The organism is Bradyrhizobium sp. JYMT SZCCT0428 (assembly GCF_018131075.1).
Classification (GTDB): Bacteria; Pseudomonadota; Alphaproteobacteria; order Rhizobiales; family Xanthobacteraceae; genus Bradyrhizobium.
The window spans coordinates 105,160-120,271 of the sequence record NZ_JAFCLS010000010.1; the positions used below are offsets into that span (position 1 = coordinate 105,160).

At 63.3% G+C, this 15,112-nt stretch carries 17 protein-coding genes and 1 riboswitch; of the genes, 11 read left to right on the forward strand and 6 right to left on the reverse strand.

The window, feature by feature from the left end:
* Window positions 1-58: 58 nt before the first annotated feature.
* From JQ575_RS12630 to JQ575_RS12640, 3 genes are all read right to left on the reverse strand, one after another.
* On the reverse strand, window positions 59-418 hold the full coding sequence (locus JQ575_RS12630) for a nuclear transport factor 2 family protein (protein WP_212033514.1): 360 nt from the start codon (window positions 416-418) through the stop codon (window positions 59-61).
* A 76-nt stretch (window positions 419-494) separates the two neighbouring features.
* Window positions 495-1,172, reverse strand: a complete 678-nt coding sequence (locus JQ575_RS12635; RefSeq protein ID WP_212033515.1) for a DUF938 domain-containing protein — start codon at window positions 1,170-1,172, stop codon at window positions 495-497.
* Window positions 1,173-1,181: 9 nt separating this feature from the next.
* Complete coding sequence (locus JQ575_RS12640; protein ID WP_212033593.1) at window positions 1,182-1,517, reverse strand: helix-turn-helix transcriptional regulator; 336 nt, start codon at window positions 1,515-1,517, stop codon at window positions 1,182-1,184.
* Between the two features lie 207 nt (window positions 1,518-1,724).
* On the opposite strand from JQ575_RS12640, the gene soxC reads away from it, so the two are divergent.
* From soxC to JQ575_RS12690, 10 genes are all read left to right on the forward strand, one after another.
* Entirely contained in the window at window positions 1,725-3,005 is a 1,281-nt protein-coding gene (gene soxC / locus JQ575_RS12645; protein WP_409364782.1) for a sulfite dehydrogenase, read from the forward strand.
* Window positions 2,989-3,672, forward strand: coding sequence for a c-type cytochrome (locus JQ575_RS12650; RefSeq protein WP_212033516.1), 684 nt, complete (start codon window positions 2,989-2,991; stop codon window positions 3,670-3,672). Before soxC ends, JQ575_RS12650 begins: the two co-directional genes overlap by 17 nt.
* Window positions 3,673-3,774: 102 nt before the next feature.
* Window positions 3,775-4,110: a sulfur oxidation c-type cytochrome SoxX gene (gene soxX, locus JQ575_RS12655; RefSeq protein WP_212033595.1), complete on the forward strand. Its 336-nt coding sequence runs from the start codon at window positions 3,775-3,777 to the stop codon at window positions 4,108-4,110.
* 27 nt (window positions 4,111-4,137) lie between these two features.
* A complete protein-coding gene (gene soxY, locus JQ575_RS12660) occupies window positions 4,138-4,644 on the forward strand; it encodes a thiosulfate oxidation carrier protein SoxY (RefSeq protein ID WP_212033517.1) in 507 nt (168 codons plus the stop codon).
* A 27-nt stretch (window positions 4,645-4,671) separates the two neighbouring features.
* Window positions 4,672-4,983: a thiosulfate oxidation carrier complex protein SoxZ gene (soxZ, locus tag JQ575_RS12665; RefSeq protein WP_192735543.1), complete on the forward strand. Its 312-nt coding sequence runs from the start codon at window positions 4,672-4,674 to the stop codon at window positions 4,981-4,983.
* Window positions 4,980-5,843, forward strand: coding sequence for a sulfur oxidation c-type cytochrome SoxA (gene soxA, locus JQ575_RS12670; RefSeq protein ID WP_212033518.1), 864 nt, complete (start codon window positions 4,980-4,982; stop codon window positions 5,841-5,843). The genes soxZ and soxA overlap by 4 nt, the downstream gene beginning before the upstream one ends.
* The gene (locus tag JQ575_RS12675; protein WP_212033519.1) at window positions 5,840-6,148 is read left to right on the forward strand and encodes a hypothetical protein; all 309 of its coding nucleotides are present in this window, start codon (window positions 5,840-5,842) and stop codon (window positions 6,146-6,148) included. The genes soxA and JQ575_RS12675 overlap by 4 nt, the downstream gene beginning before the upstream one ends.
* Before the next feature lie 28 nt (window positions 6,149-6,176).
* Window positions 6,177-7,919, forward strand: coding sequence for a thiosulfohydrolase SoxB (gene soxB, locus JQ575_RS12680; RefSeq protein WP_212033520.1), 1,743 nt, complete (start codon window positions 6,177-6,179; stop codon window positions 7,917-7,919).
* Window positions 7,916-8,377 (forward strand): hypothetical protein, encoded by a 462-nt coding sequence (locus JQ575_RS12685; protein WP_212033521.1) that lies wholly within the window; start codon window positions 7,916-7,918, stop codon window positions 8,375-8,377. Before soxB ends, JQ575_RS12685 begins: the two co-directional genes overlap by 4 nt.
* Before the next feature lie 124 nt (window positions 8,378-8,501).
* Complete coding sequence (locus JQ575_RS12690) at window positions 8,502-9,542, forward strand: MBL fold metallo-hydrolase (RefSeq protein ID WP_212033522.1); 1,041 nt, start codon at window positions 8,502-8,504, stop codon at window positions 9,540-9,542.
* A gap of 144 nt (window positions 9,543-9,686) precedes the next feature.
* Here JQ575_RS12690 and JQ575_RS12695 read toward each other — a convergent pair whose 3' ends face one another.
* From JQ575_RS12695 to JQ575_RS12705, 3 genes are read right to left on the reverse strand one after another with little or no spacing between them, the layout of a single operon-like run.
* Window positions 9,687-10,517: an ABC transporter substrate-binding protein gene (locus tag JQ575_RS12695; protein ID WP_212033523.1), complete on the reverse strand. Its 831-nt coding sequence runs from the start codon at window positions 10,515-10,517 to the stop codon at window positions 9,687-9,689.
* A complete protein-coding gene (locus JQ575_RS12700) occupies window positions 10,517-11,299 on the reverse strand; it encodes an ABC transporter ATP-binding protein (protein ID WP_212033524.1) in 783 nt (260 codons plus the stop codon). The genes JQ575_RS12695 and JQ575_RS12700 overlap by 1 nt, the downstream gene beginning before the upstream one ends.
* Window positions 11,296-12,339 carry an iron ABC transporter permease gene (locus JQ575_RS12705; protein WP_212033525.1) on the reverse strand — a complete coding sequence of 348 codons (1,044 nt, stop codon included), beginning with the start codon at window positions 12,337-12,339 and terminating at the stop codon, window positions 11,296-11,298. Before JQ575_RS12705 ends, JQ575_RS12700 begins: the two co-directional genes overlap by 4 nt.
* 134 nt (window positions 12,340-12,473) lie before the next feature.
* A riboswitch (cobalamin riboswitch) is annotated at window positions 12,474-12,674 on the forward strand.
* 113 nt (window positions 12,675-12,787) lie between these two features.
* Here JQ575_RS12705 and JQ575_RS12710 point away from each other — a divergent pair.
* The gene (locus JQ575_RS12710) at window positions 12,788-15,070 is read left to right on the forward strand and encodes a TonB-dependent receptor (protein WP_212033526.1); all 2,283 of its coding nucleotides are present in this window, start codon (window positions 12,788-12,790) and stop codon (window positions 15,068-15,070) included.
* The last annotated feature ends 42 nt before the right edge of the window (window positions 15,071-15,112 follow it).

Consider the following 15,112-nt stretch of genomic DNA (forward strand, 5'->3'; position numbering starts at 1 on the left):
GGTTAGCAGATAGCAAAGCAAAAAGCTTCGACCGCCGCCGAAATGTCAGCAGCTGTCATCAGGCCTTCTTCGGCGGCTCATAGAAGAACCGCTCGCGAAAGATCCGGTCGCCGCGCCATTCCTGCATCGCAACTTCATCGATCCGCATCGTCTTGCCGGATGGATAGGTGAAATCGAAGATCCAGTGGATCGCGACACGATCGCCTTCGAGGACCGAGGACACGCAAGTGGTGACGACATCAGACACCCGATCCAGCGTCGCGCGCTCCTGCCCCACCAGCACGTCGCGGCCGACGCGCGGCGGGGCGCTGTTCTCCTGCATGGTGGCGTCTTCGGTGTAATAGCGCTCGATGGCGCCGGCATGGTCGCCGGAAACGACGACGGCGATGAATTCATCAAGACGCGCGCGCGAGGGCATGAAGATCTCCGGCTGAATGCTGCGATAGAGCATCAGATGGTGGGTCCGGAAATTTCGTCAACCTGATGCACGCGCGTTACGCGCGGCGTTCGAACACCAGGATCATGTTGTTGGCGGGCATAGGCACCGCCTCGATCAAGGCGAGGCCAACGCCTGTTGCCAGGCTGCTGACATCTTCGATATCGCGCACACCCCATTCGGGGTCGCGATCGCGAAGGCTGGTGTCGAAGACGGCATTGCTGAGCGCGGTGTGCTTGCCGTCGCGCTTGAACGGGCCATAGAGAAACAGCCGCCCGTCGCTGCGCAGGTAACGCGCCGCGCCGGCGAACAAGCCTTCTGCGACGCGCCAGGGCGCGATGTGAATCACATTGGCGCAGAACACCGCCAGCAAGTCGGAAGGCCCGCTGCCGTCCCGCATCTGGGGGCACCATGTGGGATCGCTGAGGTCGATCCGCATTTCGGGACGGATGTTCGGCAAACCCGCATGCGCGCGCCACGCCGCAATGCTGTTCAGATGCGCTTCGTTGAAATCGCTCGGCCACCAAATGATGTCGGGTGCATGGCTGGCGAAATGCACCACATGCTGGCCGGTGCCGCTGCCGGCCTCCAGCACGTCGCCGGATTTGCCGGCAAGAAATTTCTGCAGCACCTCCCAGATCGGCGCATGGTTGCGATGGAATGCGGCCGCGTCCAGCCGGCCGTCGGCCTCGATCGGCCGGCCATCCTTGCCAAACTCCACCACAAACTCAGCCACCGCAAAATCTCACTTCAAGTCTCCGCAATAGATTTCCTTCAAGAGCTGCAAGACGCGCAGGGCGCGCTGGTCGACGACGCGGTAATGCAGCGTCTGCGAGGCGCGCCGGAATTCGACCAGGCCGTCGGCACGCAATTTTGCCAGATGCTGCGACAGCGCCGACTGGCTGAGCTTGGCGACGCCGACGAGTTCACCGACGGTCATCTCGCCGCGCACCGCGAGAAAGCAGAGAACCAGCAGCCGCTTCTCGTGACCGAGCAGTTTGAGCAGTTGCGCGGCCTCGCCGGCCTGTTTCGCCAGCTTCTTCAGGGACGCCTCGTCCTCGGCGCCGTTGCCGATGGGCATCTTGTTGGTTGTTGCCGCTTCTGCTCTCATCGCCTGCATCCGGATCGGAATCAGCGCCGACTGGCGCGGTGTACCAGTTTATCGCGTCCATGGTTATTTAGCATTGACTAAATTAGCGAATGCCGATAAACCCGCGAAAAAGCAACAAATGATGCGGCCATGCGGCGGCAAGGGGAATGAAACGTGCGGCCTGATCTCTGGCGCAGCATATCTCTACTGTCGAGCACGGGCGCCCACACGCGGCTCGGCCGGCGTTCCCTGCTCGGCCTTGGCGCGGCGCTGACTGGCAGCCTGGCGCTCGGTCCAAAACAGGGAAATGCAGAGCCCTCGCCGGCTTCCCCGCCCGCAGACGCGCCATGGTCGCAATCGATCGGACCCGGCGTGGTCGACCGGCCCTATGGCCGGCCCGCCGATACCGAGGCCGGCGTCATCAGGCGCAACGTGCCGTGGCTCACCGCCGGCACCGAATCCTCGATCAGCTTTTCGCCGCTGCAGGACCTGCACGGCATCATCACGCCGAACGGCCTGTTTTTCGAGCGCTATCACGCCGGCCGGCCGGACGTCGATCCGGAGCAGCACAGGCTCATGATTCATGGCCTGGTCGAGCGCCCGCTGTTGCTGTCGATGAAGGACATCGTCCGTTTTCCGTCCGTGACGCGCATCCATTTCATCGAATGCCCGGCCAACGGCGGCATGGAGTGGCGCGCCGCGCAGTTGAACTCGCTGCAGTTCAATCACGGCATGATCTCTTGCGCGGAATGGACCGGGGTGCGGCTGTCGACCCTGCTGGAAGAGGTCGGCATCAAGAAGGAAGCCAAGTGGGTCATGGTCGAGGGCGCCGACGGCGCGCACATGAACCGCAGCCTGCCGCTCGACAAATGCCTCGACGATTGCCTCGTGGTCTACGCGCAGAACGGCGAGGCGCTGCGGCCCGAACAGGGTTATCCGCTGCGGCTGGTGGTGCCGGGCTGGGAAGGCAATGTCAGCATCAAATGGCTGCGCCGGATCAAGCTCGGCGACAAACCCTGGCATTCGCGCGAAGAGACCTCGAAATATACCGACCTGATGCCGGACGGCACCTCGCGCGGCTTCACCTGGCTGATCGACGCCAAATCCGTCATCACCTTTCCCTGCCCGGAGAAGCCGCTGGATCGCCCGGGCCTCTATGAAATCAGGGGATTGGCATGGACCGGCAACGGCAAGGTCAAGCGCGTCGACGTCTCGACCGACGGCGGCGTCAATTGGCAGAGCGCGCGGCTGCATGAGCCGGTGCTGTCGAAGGCGCTGACGAAATTCACGATACCATGGCGCTGGGACGGCGCGCCGGCGCTGCTGGAATCCCGCGTGATCGACGAGACCGGCTATGTGCAGCCGACCATCGCGCAGCTGCGCAAGCAGCGCGGCACCAATTCGGTCTACCACAACAATTCGATCCAGACCTGGCAGGTGAAGGGCGACGGGAGCGTGTTCGATGTCCAGCTCGGTTAAGCACCTGGCGCTGCTTTGCGCCGGCATCGTCGCTGCCGCCGGCACCTTCGCTTACGCCGCCGAGCCCGGACATCCCGGATATTACGGCTATGGCGAGCGGGCGACGCCAGAGCAGATTGCCGGCTGGGATATCGACGCACGCGGCGAGGATGGTGTGGGCCTGCCCGCGGGCCGCGGCGGTGTGATCAGGGGTTCGGAGGTCTATGCCGAGCAATGCGCGGCCTGCCATGGAACTTTCGGCGAAGGCGAGGGCCGGTTTCCCAAGCTCGTTGGCGGCGCCGGGACGCTCAGGCACGACCGGCCGGAGCTGACGGTCGGCAGCTACTGGCCGTTTGCGCCGACCCTGTGGGACTACATTAACCGCGCCATGCCGATGGCCGCACCGCACACATTGTCAGCCGATGACGTTTATGCTTTGACCGCCTATATTCTGAACCTGAACGACATCGTTTCCAGTGAATTTGTCGCCGACCGGGAAAGCTTGCCGAAAGTCAAAATGCCCAATCGTGACAATTTCCTCTGGACCGATCCGAGGCCCGATACAGCAGCGAAACCGTGCATGAGCGCATGCGTTGACCCCGCCGGCGTCAAAATCGTGTCCACGGCGGAAGGCAAGAACCTGACGCCACGCACGACGGGCCCACTCGACACCATGCTGGCAAAGTAGAATTGGCAAGCAAAGTAGCGTTGATACGTAAAGCAGAATTGGCAAGCTGAACAGGAATTACGGGAAACGTCCTTGAGCAACACACGTCTAAACAAGCTTGGCCTGATCGCGGGGTTGGTGCTGGCGCTATCGATCGGCGCCGCCGCGAGTCCCGCTGCTGCCCAGTCCGCGGCGGCGGAAGGCCAGAAACTGGCGTTCGACCGCAGCAAGGGCAATTGCCTGACCTGCCACGCCATCAAGGGCGGCCAGTATCCCGGCACGCTCGGGCCGGAACTGGTCGACATCAAGAGCAAATACCCCAACCGCGACGAACTCGTCGCCATTATCTACGACGAAACCAAGCGCAATCCATTGACGGTGATGCCTCCGTTCGGACGAAACCGGATTTTGACCGACAAGGAAATCAGCGAGGTCGTGGATTTCCTGCAGACATTGTGACGCCGCGCCTTTCAGGAGAACTTTCGGATGACAAATACTGACAATGGATTTTCCGCCACGCGGCGCCTGATCCTGCAAGGCGCGGGCGCGGTAGCGCTGGTCGGCCTTGGCAGTTCTTTTGGCAATCTTCCCTTTGGCCTCACGCGGGCATTCGCGGCCGCCAACGACAAATATCCGGAAGAGGCCTTCAAGCAGAAGAGCGAAGCCGACGCGATCAAGTCGCTCTACGGCAAGACCGCAGAGGCTTCCGACAAGGTGAAGATGGACGCGCCCGAGATCGCCGAGAACGGCGCCGTGGTGCCGGTATCGGTCACGACGACGCTGGCCGACGTGACCTCGATCTCGTTCCTGGTGGCTGAAAACCCGGTCGCCCTGGTGGCCTCCTACAAGATTCCGGCCGGCACGATGCCGAACGTTGCCAACCGCATCAAGATGGCGAAGACCAGCAACGTGATCGTCGTCGTCGAAGCCGGCGGCAAGCTCTACAGCGCCACCAAGGAAGTCAAAGTCACCGTCGGCGGCTGCGGCGGTTAAGACACAGATAATCGAAGGATCGAAAAAATGGCATCGACCATTCGCGTGCGCGCCACCTCGTCCGGCGAAACCACCGAAGTACAGGCGCTGATCCAGCATCCAATGGATTCCGGCTTCATCAAGGATTCCAAGGGCGAGCTCATTCCGCCGCATTTCATCCAGCAATTGACCTTCGAATATAACGGCAAGCCGGTATTCACAGCCGATTGGGGCGGCGGCGTCTCCAAGGACCCCTACGTCAAGTTCGCCTTCAAGGGCGGCAAGAAGGGCGATGAGCTGAAAGTGAGCTGGGTCGACAACAAAGGCGCCACCGACACGACAACGGCGAAGATTCAATGAAGCTGCGAAACGCGATACAGTTCACCGCGGCGGCCTTTACGCTGACGCTGCTGGCGTTAGCCGCGCCGCCTGCGATCTCCGCCGACAAGGTCGACCCGGTCGCCGACGAGAAAGCGTTCAAGAAATTCTTCTACGACAAATTCCCCAAATTGAAGCCGGAGGATTTCGTCAACGGACCCTATTCGATGGACGCGGACCTCTACAAGCAATGGCAGGACAAGGAACAGTTCCCGCCCTACGAGTTCTCGCTCGAACTGGGCAAGGAGATGTTCTCCAAACCGTTCAAGAACGGCAAGACCTATGGCGACTGCTTCCCGAATCAGGGCATCGGCATCCGTCAGGACTATCCCTACTTCGACGAGAAGGAAGGCAAGGTCATCACGCTGGAGCTGGCGCTGAACCGCTGCCGCGAAGCCAATGGCGAGCCGGCGTTCTCCTATGTGCGCGACGAGATGGCGGCGCTGACCGCCTACATGGCCTTCACTTCGCGCGGCAAGCCGTTCAACATCAAGGTTCCGAACGACCCACGCGCGCTGGCTGCTTATGAGAACGGCAAGGAATATTTCTACACAAGGCGCGGCCAGCTCAATTTTTCCTGCGCCACCTGCCATGTGCAGAGCCCTGGCGAGAGGGTCCGCACCGAAGTGCTGGCGCCGGCGCTCGGCATTGTCAACGCGATGCCGATCTATCGTTCCGAATGGAACGGCATGGGCACCACGAGCCGGCGCTTCACCACCTGCAACAGCCAGATCCGTGGCGTGCCGCTGACGCCGCAGGACGATGAATACCGCAACGTTGAATACTACCTGTCCTATGTCAGCAACGGATTGCCGATATCAGGCCCGGGAGCGCGGCCATGAGGATCTTCACAATCACATCGATTGCAGCGCTGTTGCTCGCAGGCGCGACATCGGCATTGGCCGCCGGCGAGGACGACTACAAGGCCGCCTACGCCGCGGCGGAAGCTGCCAACAAGCAGGCGGCTTCCTTGCGCAATCAATGGACCACGACGGCCTCGACGCTGGCGGCCGCCAAGAAGTTCGCCGATGGCGGCGATTTCGACAAGGCCACCGCATCCGCAAAAGAAGCGGAAGCGCTGGCCAAAGCTTCGATCTTCCAGGCCACCAGCGAAAAGGAACGCTGGAGAGATTTGGAAATTCGTTGAGAGCGTTTTGCGACGCGCGGAGATTAGTATGCCGATCCGCCGCCGAGAATTTCTGACGCTAGCAGGCGCGGCTACCCTCGCAGGCGGCCTGCCGCGCCTCGCGCGCAGCGCCGACAGCGTCTACGACCTCGAACGCTTCGGCAATGCGCGCATCCTGCACATCACGGACACCCATGCGCAGCTCAAGCCGGTGTTCTTTCGCGAGCCCAGTGTCAATCTCGGCGTCGGCTCGATGCAAGGCAATCCGCCGCATCTGGTCGGCAAGGCCTTTCTCGACCGCTTCGGCATCCGTCCCGACAGCGCCGACGCCTATGCCTTCACCTGCATCGAGTTCGAAAAAGCCGCGCAGCGATTCGGCAAGCTCGGCGGGTTCGCGCATCTGAAGACGCTGGTCGACCGCCTGCGCAGCGATGTCGGCGCCGGCCGCTCGCTGCTGCTCGACGGCGGCGATCTCTGGCAGGGCACGGGGCTTGCCAATGTCATGAAGGGCGCCGACATGGTCGACGCCTCGAACCTGCTCGGCATCGACGCGATGACCGGCCACTGGGAATTCACCTATGGCGAGAAGGCGCTGCGCAGCAATCTCGAGCGCTTCAAGGGCGAGTTCCTGGCGCAGAACGTCTTCCTGACCGAGGAAGCCGCTTTCAACGACGCCAAGGCGTTCGATCCGGCATCGGGCCGCGTGTTCAAGCCAAGCACGATCAAGGAGATCGGCGGCCGTCGGGTCGCCGTGATCGGACAGGCTTTTCCTTACGTGCCGATCGCGCACCCCAAGCGCTTCACGCCGGACTGGAAATTCGGCATCCGCGACGAAGAGCTGCAGAAACTCGTCGATGGCTTGCGCAACACCGACAAGGTCGATGCGGTCATTTTGTTGTCGCATAACGGCATGGATGTTGATCTCAAGCTCGCCAGCCGCGTCACCGGCATCGACGTCATTCTGGGTGGCCACACCCACGACGCGGTGCCGCAGCCGATTGCGGTGACCAATCCGGGCGGCGTCACGCTGGTGACCAATGCCGGCTCGAACGGCAAGTTCCTGGCCGTGCTCGATCTCGACATCGGCAAGGGCAAGGTCGCAAACGTGCGCTACCGGTTGCTGCCGGTGTTCTCCGAACTGCTGAAGCCGGATCCGGCGATGCAGGGGCTGATCGACAAGACCCGCGCGCCGCATGCAGGCGACTGGGTCGACAAGATCGCTTCCGCCGATCGCCTGCTCTACCGCCGAGGCAATTTCAGCGGCAGCATGGATCAACTGATCTGCGACGCGCTGCGCAGCGAACTCGACACCGAAATCGCGCTGTCGCCGGGTTTCCGCTGGGGCACCACGGCGCTGGCAGGCCAGCCGTTGACGATGGAAGACGTGCTGGCGCAGACCGCGGTCACCTATCCCGAGACCTACGTTGCCACCATGACCGGCAGCCAGATCAAGGACGTGCTCGAAGACGTCTGCGACAACCTCTTCAACACCGATCCCTACTACCAGCAGGGCGGCGACATGGTCCGGCTCGGCGGCCTCGCCTATGCCTGCACGCCGGCGGAAAGCGTCGGCAAGCGGATCTCGGAGCTGACGCTCGACAATGGCAGCCCGCTGCAAGCCGCCAAGAGCTACAAGGTGGCGGGATGGGCCTCGGTCAACGAGCAGACCGGCGCGCCGGTCTGGGATGTGGTGGCGAAGCATCTGAAGTCAGGCAAGCCGCCCAACCGATCGGCCCCGGGCGTGACGCTGAAAGGCGTCGAAGGCAATCCGGGCATTTCGAAACAGGTATGACAGGCCGCTTCACCATTATCCGCGCGATGACCGCGGCGCTGTTGATCGCCGCGACCGCACCGGCCGCGCGGGCCCAGCAGGCGCCGCTGCAGGACAAGCCGTTTGCCGAGCACAAGATCGTGCTGCAGCTTTCGGACAATGACCCGCGCAAGCAGGGCCTCGTGCTCAGCGTCGCCAGCAACCTGATGAAGCACTACGACCCCGACAAGGTCGCGATCGAAATCGTGGCATTCGGCCCGGGCATCGAGCTGCTGCGCCCGGAAAATCCCAACCGCAAGATGGTCGAAAGCCTGGTCGCTCAGGGCGCGCGGTTCGATATCTGCCTCAACACCGTCGACACGCTCGAACGCGAAAACGGCAAACGGCCGGAATTCATCGCGGCGGCGACGCCGGTCCAGGTCGGCGTCGCGCAGATTCTGTTCCTGACTGAGAATGGATACACGCTGGTCAGGCCGTGATCGGGCATGGATCAGCAAGATTACCTCAAAAAAGCGACCTCGAAGAGACGAAACCTGTTTGAGGGGGCAGCTGAAATAGAATAATATCCTCCGCAAGACTCCCATAGCGAACGCGGCAGCGATCATGATCTTTCGTCAGCTCTTCGACAGTGTTTCGGGCACCTACAGCTATTTGCTGGCCAGCCGCGCCGGCGGCGAGGCGCTGATCCTCGATCCCGTGCTGGAAAAGGCCGACCGCTATTGCCAGCTGCTGCGCGAACTCGACCTGCGGCTGGTCAAGGCGGTCGACACCCATCTGCACGCCGACCACGTCACCGGTCTTGGCGAACTGCGCGACCGCACCCAGTGCATCACCATCATGGGCGAACAGAGCAAGGCCGACGTGGTGTCGATGCGCGTCTCCGACGGCGACAAGGTGATGATCGAAGGTTTGAGCCTGGATGCCATGTACACGCCCGGCCACACCGACGATTCCTACAGCTACCTCATGGGCGACCGCGTCTTCACCGGCGACACGCTTCTTATTCGCGGCACCGGCCGCACCGATTTCCAGAATGGCAGCGCCCGGGCGCAATATGATTCGATCTTCAACCGGCTGCTGAAACTGCCCGACGAGACCATGGTATTCCCCGCCCATGACTACAAGGGCGACACGGTCTCCACCATCGGCGAAGAGAAGCGCTACAATCCGCGCCTTCAGGTGCGCGGCATCGACGAGTATGTCGAGTTGATGAACAATCTCAATTTGCCGAATCCAAAACTGATGGACGTGGTGCTGCCGGCCAACATGCATGTCGGCCTGCATCAGGACGATCTCGCCAAGCAGGGCCTCGCATTGTCAGCGCGCGCCGCGATCGACAGTATCGGCAAGCCCGACATCCTGCTGGTCGACCTGCGCGAAGCCAGCGAGCGCGCCAAGCACGGCACGCTGTCGGGCGCGCTGCATGCGCCCTACCCCGGCATCGCCGAAAGCTTGGCGCCGGGCGGCATGCTGCGCGAAGTCGCGGCCGCGACCGGACGGCGCGTGGTGTTCTTCTGCGCGTTCGGCGAACGCTCCGCGATGGCGGTCACCGCCGCCAAGAACGCCGGCCTTGCCAACACCGCCCATATCGAAGGCGGCATCGACGCCTGGAAGAAAGCCGGCGGCCCGGTGGTGATGGGGTGAGCGTTGCTGTCGTCCCTGCGAACGCAGGGACCCATACGCCGCGGCCTATCGATTAAACGACGCTGGCAGACGCCTTCTGCAACAAACATCGGTGACTATGGGTCCCTGCTTTCGCAGGGACGACGAAATAGTTTTACCGGGACTTCACCGCCCCACCCGCTTCAATTCCGCCGTCAGCACATCAAGCGCTTCCGCCAGCATCACGCCGCCGCATTCGGTCAGCCGTTCCGGGATCACGATGCGTTTTTCCGGCGGATAGAATCGCGCGAGCGCCGGATGCAGCAGAAAAGCCTGGCCGTCGTCGCGCGCGAAATCGCCGGCCTGCGACACCAGCAGCAAATCCGGCTTCTGGCTCACGATCGCCTCGAGCGAGGCGAAGCCGCCGAAGTTGAAGCCGAGATCGCCGGCCGTGTTGAACAACCCGGTCTCCGACAGCAGCGAGCCGACAAAGCTGTCGCTGCCCGCGACCCAGCCGCGCCGCGACAGCGGCAGCACCCGATAGTGTTTTGCGGCGACAGCCTGGCGCGCCCGCGCTAATGCCGCATCAAGCAACGCGATCTGGGCCGCCGCGCGATCGGGGTGACCGACGATGTCACCGAACTCGCGAATCTGGTCCTTCACCTCGGGCAGGGTCCGCGGCACCGGAAGTTCGGCGAGGCGCAGCCCGTGCGCCTTTAGCAATTCCCGCGTCGAACGCTTGTCGTACAGGTTGGCGACGACGATGTCGGGCTTCAGCACCATCACGTCTTCCGCGCCGCCCGACAGTTTTGGATAGCGCGCGACGTCACCGGCCACCCAGGCATCGCGCGAATACCGCGAAAGCCCCAGTATCTGTTCGGGGTCGGCCAGCGACAACAGCAATTGATCGCTGCAGACGTTCATCGACACGATGCGCGGCAGCTTGGCGGCCAGCGCCGCGCTATCAGACATCGCCAGCGCCGCAACCGCCAGCAGCACGGCAAGCCGGCGGCGCATCACAGATCCGCCCACGGCACGATCACGGCCTCGCGCTGGTATTCGGCGCGGTAGGCGCTGATCCGGAACACGTCGGCGATCACCTGCTCCGACATCGCCTCCACCGGCGCGCCCTGCGAGACCAGCCGGCCCTCCTTCAGTACCAGCACATGATCGGCGAATCGGGCGGCCAGGCCGAGGTCGTGCGTCACCACGATGACCAGCACGCCCTTGTCGGCGGTGGCGCGCAAATTCTTCATCACGTCGATCTGGTGGCGCGGGTCGAGCGAGGCGGTCGGCTCGTCGGCGAGGATGACAGGCGCCTCCACCGCGAGCACGCGCGCCAGCGCGACGCGGCTGCGCTCGCCGCCGGACAGTTCGGTGATGCGGCGTTCGCTGAACTCCACCACATCGACCGCCTGCATCGCACGCAATACCGCTTCGGTATCCCTTGGCGACAGCCGCGCCGGATCGGTCGCACCATGCGGATAGCGGCCGAGCGCCACGATGTCGCGCGCCGGCAGCGGCCAGTGCACGATGTGGCCCTGCGGCAAATAAGCAAAGCGTTTTGCGCGTTCGCGCAGCGGCAGGTCAGCCAGCGCATCGCCAGCAATATGGATGTCACCACTGGACGGCAGCAACCCGGACAGCGCGCGCAGCACCGTGGTTTTGCCGGCGCCGTTCGGCCCGACCAAGGCGACCAGATGACCCGCGGTCAGCGACAGCGAGACATCGCTGAGCACATGGCGACCGGCCAATGTCACGTTCACGCCGCGGGCGGTGAGAAGCGCGGCTTCGCTCATGCGACGCCTCCCCCGAGCGCCCGGCGTTCGCGCGCGATCAGATAGAGGAAGAACGGCACGCCGATGATCGAGGTCAGCACGCCGACCTTGATGTCGCTGGTCGAGGGAATGATCCGCGCCGCGATGTCGGCGGCGAGCAGCAGCGCCGAGCCTGCCAGTGCACTCGGCACCAGCAACCGCGCCGGATCATGCCCGATCAGGGGCCGCATCAGGTGCGGCGCGACGAGACCGATGAAGCCGATGGTGCCGGTGACCGCGACCGCGCCGCCGACCCCGAGCGCCACGCCGGTGATCACGATTAGCCGCAGGCGCCCGACATCGACGCCGAGGCTCTGCGCGGTTTCCTCACCGAGACTGAGCGCGCGAAAGGAATGGCGCTGGCTGAACAGGATGATGCCACCGGCGATGATGAACGGCAGCGCCAGCATCACGTGCTGAAAACTGCGATCCTCCAGCGAGCCGAGCAGCCAGAACGCAATCTCCAGCACCACGAAGGGATTGCTGGAGAGGTTCATCACCAGCGCAGTGGCGGCACCCGCCAGACTTGAAATCGCAAGACCCGCCAGGATCAGGATCAGCAGCCCGGCATTGCGGCCGGCGATCGTCAGCAGCACGAACACCGATCCGAACGCGGCCATGATCGCCACAACAGGCAGCGCATAGGAGCGCACATCTGCCCAGCCCAGCGCGATCACCAGCACCGCGCCGAAGGCCGCTGATTGCGGCGCGCCGAACAGCGAGGGCGAGGCCAGCGGATTGCGCAGCAGGCCCTGCAGCGACGCGCCTGACATTCCCAGGATGGCGCCGATCGCCACCGCCAAAATGGTCCGCGGCAGGCGGATTTCCCGCACGATCACCTGCGACACATCGCTGCCGCCGCCGAGGAGCGCTTCCATCACCGCCAGCGGCGACAGCCGCACCGGCCCGATGCCGAGCGAGATCAGCACCAGCAGCCCGACGAGGCCGGCAAGCGCGGCCGTCACACCAATCCGGCGCCGCGCGGCCTCCTCGTTTGCAGCAATGATGGTCTCGACACTCATCGATCGTCCCCGAACGGTCAGCCCGTACCGCACAACGCGTTCGAACGGTACTGCTCATGCGACATAAAAGACGCACTCGTCCAGTGAGGATCGCAGGCGAGGCCTGACGGGATTGACTCTATCTTTGACAAACTTCTACCATAATTTTCGACGGTTCCCGTTTTGGGGATCAAAAGGGAATGCGGTGCGGGGACAATCCCCCAATTCCGCGGCTGCCCCCGCAACTGTAAGCGGTGAATCTTTCGTCCTACGCCACTGGGATTCTCGGTCCTGGGAAGGCGACGAAAGGTAACGACCCGCAAGCCAGGAGACCTGCCGTCAGCCGTGGTCACACGCGAAGATGTCGGTCGGGGAGTACAGGCATTAGTTTCACCAGAGCTGTTTGCAGCACAATGGTGGGACTTGGTTCGCTGTGACGTGCCACTGACGTCATACCGAGGCCTGAACCATGTCTTCCACCACCACTGCCGCAAAGCGGTTCCGCCGTCTTTTGCTGGCGTCCAGTTTTCTGGCGCCGATCATGGCGATCGCCCATTCCGGCGCGCAGGCCCAGCAGACCGTCGCGGCCGCCGATCAATTGCCGGCGATCGAGGTCAACCCGCCCGGCGACCAGAACCGGACCCGTGCCAAGCCTGCGTCCGATCAGGACTCGGGCACGCGCCGCGTCGTCGCGCCGAACCCGAGGCCGTCAAGCAATCGGAACCCTGCGCCGGGGACCGGCTCGAACGTCGCGTCGCAAGGCGATGGCCAGGGCGGCGGCGGAGCGCCCGTCCGGCAATTCGCCGGCATCGTCGGCACATCGGCGACCGTCATCACGGCTGAAGAAATCGCGCATTCGCCTGCGCAGACCTTGCAGGAAATCATCGCGCAAACACCGGGCGTGCAACTGACCAGCCTGTTTGGCGGCGTCAACGGCGCGAAGACCAGCGTCGATCTGCGCGGATTCGGTGCGTTTGCGACCTCCAATACCCTGGTGCTGATCAACGGCCGAAGGCTCAACGACATCGACATGGCCGGCGTCGATTTTTCGACCATTCCGCGCGATTCGATCGAGCGCATTGAAATCACCCGCGGCAACAGCGGCGCGGTGCTGTACGGCGACAATGCCGTCGGCGGCGTCATCAACATCGTCCTGAAGAACGGCGTCGGTGGTCCCCCGGTCGCGATCCGCGGCGAAGCCGGCGTCGGGTCCTTCAATCAGCGCATGGCCTCGGTCTCGGCCGCGACCAATTTTGGTCCGTGGTCGACATCGTTCTACGGCAACGGCATCAAGTCCGACGGCTACCGCGTCAACAATGCGCTCGACCAGCGCAACGGGGTCGGCAACCTCAACTACACCACGCCCGGCCTCACCGCCTTCGTAACCGTTACCGGCGACGACCAGAAGCTCGGCTTACCCGGCGGCCGGCTGGTCGATCCATCCATTGGTCTCAACGAGCTCGTCACCAACCGCCGCGGCACCAGCACGCCGTTCGATTACGGCAACCAGCAGGGCGCCAGCGCCACCGCCGGCTTCACCAAGACCCTGTGGAACGGCGTCGATCTCATCATCGATGGCGGTGTGCGGGACAAGAAACAGCAGGCCGCGTTCTTCAATCCCTTCGCCAACAGTTACGTCGACAGCCATCTGCAGACATGGTCCCTGACGCCCCGATTGAGCGTCAAGAACGTCATGTTCGGGCTGCCCTCTTCGATCCTGACGGGCATCGATTATTACGATGCAACGTTCCACCAGGAGCGGCCGGAATTCAAGGGCACACCGCCGATCCATACTTACGATCTGTCGCAAAGAACGATTGCAGGCTATTGGCAGCAAACCCTTGGGCTGTTGCCGACAACGGATTTCTCGTACGGCGCGCGAATCCAGAACACCAGCCTGAGTGCGCGGGACCGTCTTAACGATCCGCCGAATTGCGCCCTGTTTTTTACCTGCGGCGCTCAGAACCTTCCGCTGGATAGCAGCGAAGTCCAGCACGCGCTGCATGTCGGCCTCGAACATCGCTTCAACAATATAGTCTCGGTATTCGGCCGGGCCGCCCGCGCATTCCGCACGCCGAATGTCGACGAGAGATTGTCCTCCGGACCCTCCTTCGATCCTGTCCTCTTCACTCCAATTCCCGGCACCTTCCAGCTGAAAACCCAGACCTCGCACGACGTCGAAGGCGGCTTCCGCATCAAGTCGGGCGGATTCCAGATGCAGTCCAGCATCTATAACATGGACCTCGAGAACGAGATCCATTTCAACCCGGCGCTGTTCTACAACGTCAACCTCGATCCGACCCGCCGCTACGGCTCCGAAACCAGCGCCTCGCTTCGCGTCAGCGACAGCGTGCTGCTTCGCGGCGACGTGGCCTACACCCGCGCGGTGTTCCGTGAAGGGCAGTTCGCCGGCAATGACGTTCCGCTGGTGTCCCGCTACACCGCCAGTGGCGGCGTGACGTGGAATATCTGGCAGAACTATCTGGTTGCGGACGCCACGGTGCGCGGCTGGAGCGAGCGCTACATGGACAACGACCAGAAGAATACCCAGCGCCGCATCCCGGCCGATGCCACCATCGACTTCAAGCTGAGCGGGGCATATCAGCACTTCTTCTGGTCGGTGAGCGTCAACAACGTGCTCAACGCGCTGTACTACGACTATGCGATCGCAAGCACGTTCACCGACGGCCGCTTCAGCGCCTATCCGCTGCCGGGCCGGACCTACATGGTGAAGGCCGGCGCGACGTTCTGAGCCCGGCCGCCGGTCCGGGGCCCGCTCCGGACCGGCTTGTCC

Bases quoted from the DNA above. Each gene is read 5' to 3' on its own strand.
- JQ575_RS12650 (WP_212033516.1), top strand. From the start codon at position 2,989: ATGTCCAGCTCGGTTAAGCACCTGGCGCTGCTTTGCGCCGGCATCGTC.
- JQ575_RS12705 (WP_212033525.1), bottom strand. From the start codon at position 12,339: ATGAGTGTCGAGACCATCATTGCTGCAAACGAGGAGGCCGCGCGGCGC.
- JQ575_RS12700 (WP_212033524.1), bottom strand. From the start codon at position 11,299: ATGAGCGAAGCCGCGCTTCTCACCGCCCGCGGCGTGAACGTGACATTG.
- JQ575_RS12690 (WP_212033522.1), top strand. From the start codon at position 8,502: ATGATCTTTCGTCAGCTCTTCGACAGTGTTTCGGGCACCTACAGCTAT.
- JQ575_RS12630 (WP_212033514.1), bottom strand. From the start codon at position 418: ATGCCCTCGCGCGCGCGTCTTGATGAATTCATCGCCGTCGTCGTTTCC.
- JQ575_RS12710 (WP_212033526.1), top strand. From the start codon at position 12,788: ATGTCTTCCACCACCACTGCCGCAAAGCGGTTCCGCCGTCTTTTGCTG.
- JQ575_RS12640 (WP_212033593.1), bottom strand. From the start codon at position 1,517: ATGCCCATCGGCAACGGCGCCGAGGACGAGGCGTCCCTGAAGAAGCTG.
- soxZ (WP_192735543.1), top strand. From the start codon at position 4,672: ATGGCATCGACCATTCGCGTGCGCGCCACCTCGTCCGGCGAAACCACC.
- JQ575_RS12695 (WP_212033523.1), bottom strand. From the start codon at position 10,517: ATGCGCCGCCGGCTTGCCGTGCTGCTGGCGGTTGCGGCGCTGGCGATG.
- JQ575_RS12685 (WP_212033521.1), top strand. From the start codon at position 7,916: ATGACAGGCCGCTTCACCATTATCCGCGCGATGACCGCGGCGCTGTTG.
- soxA (WP_212033518.1), top strand. From the start codon at position 4,980: ATGAAGCTGCGAAACGCGATACAGTTCACCGCGGCGGCCTTTACGCTG.
- soxB (WP_212033520.1), top strand. From the start codon at position 6,177: ATGCCGATCCGCCGCCGAGAATTTCTGACGCTAGCAGGCGCGGCTACC.
- soxY (WP_212033517.1), top strand. From the start codon at position 4,138: ATGACAAATACTGACAATGGATTTTCCGCCACGCGGCGCCTGATCCTG.
- JQ575_RS12675 (WP_212033519.1), top strand. From the start codon at position 5,840: ATGAGGATCTTCACAATCACATCGATTGCAGCGCTGTTGCTCGCAGGC.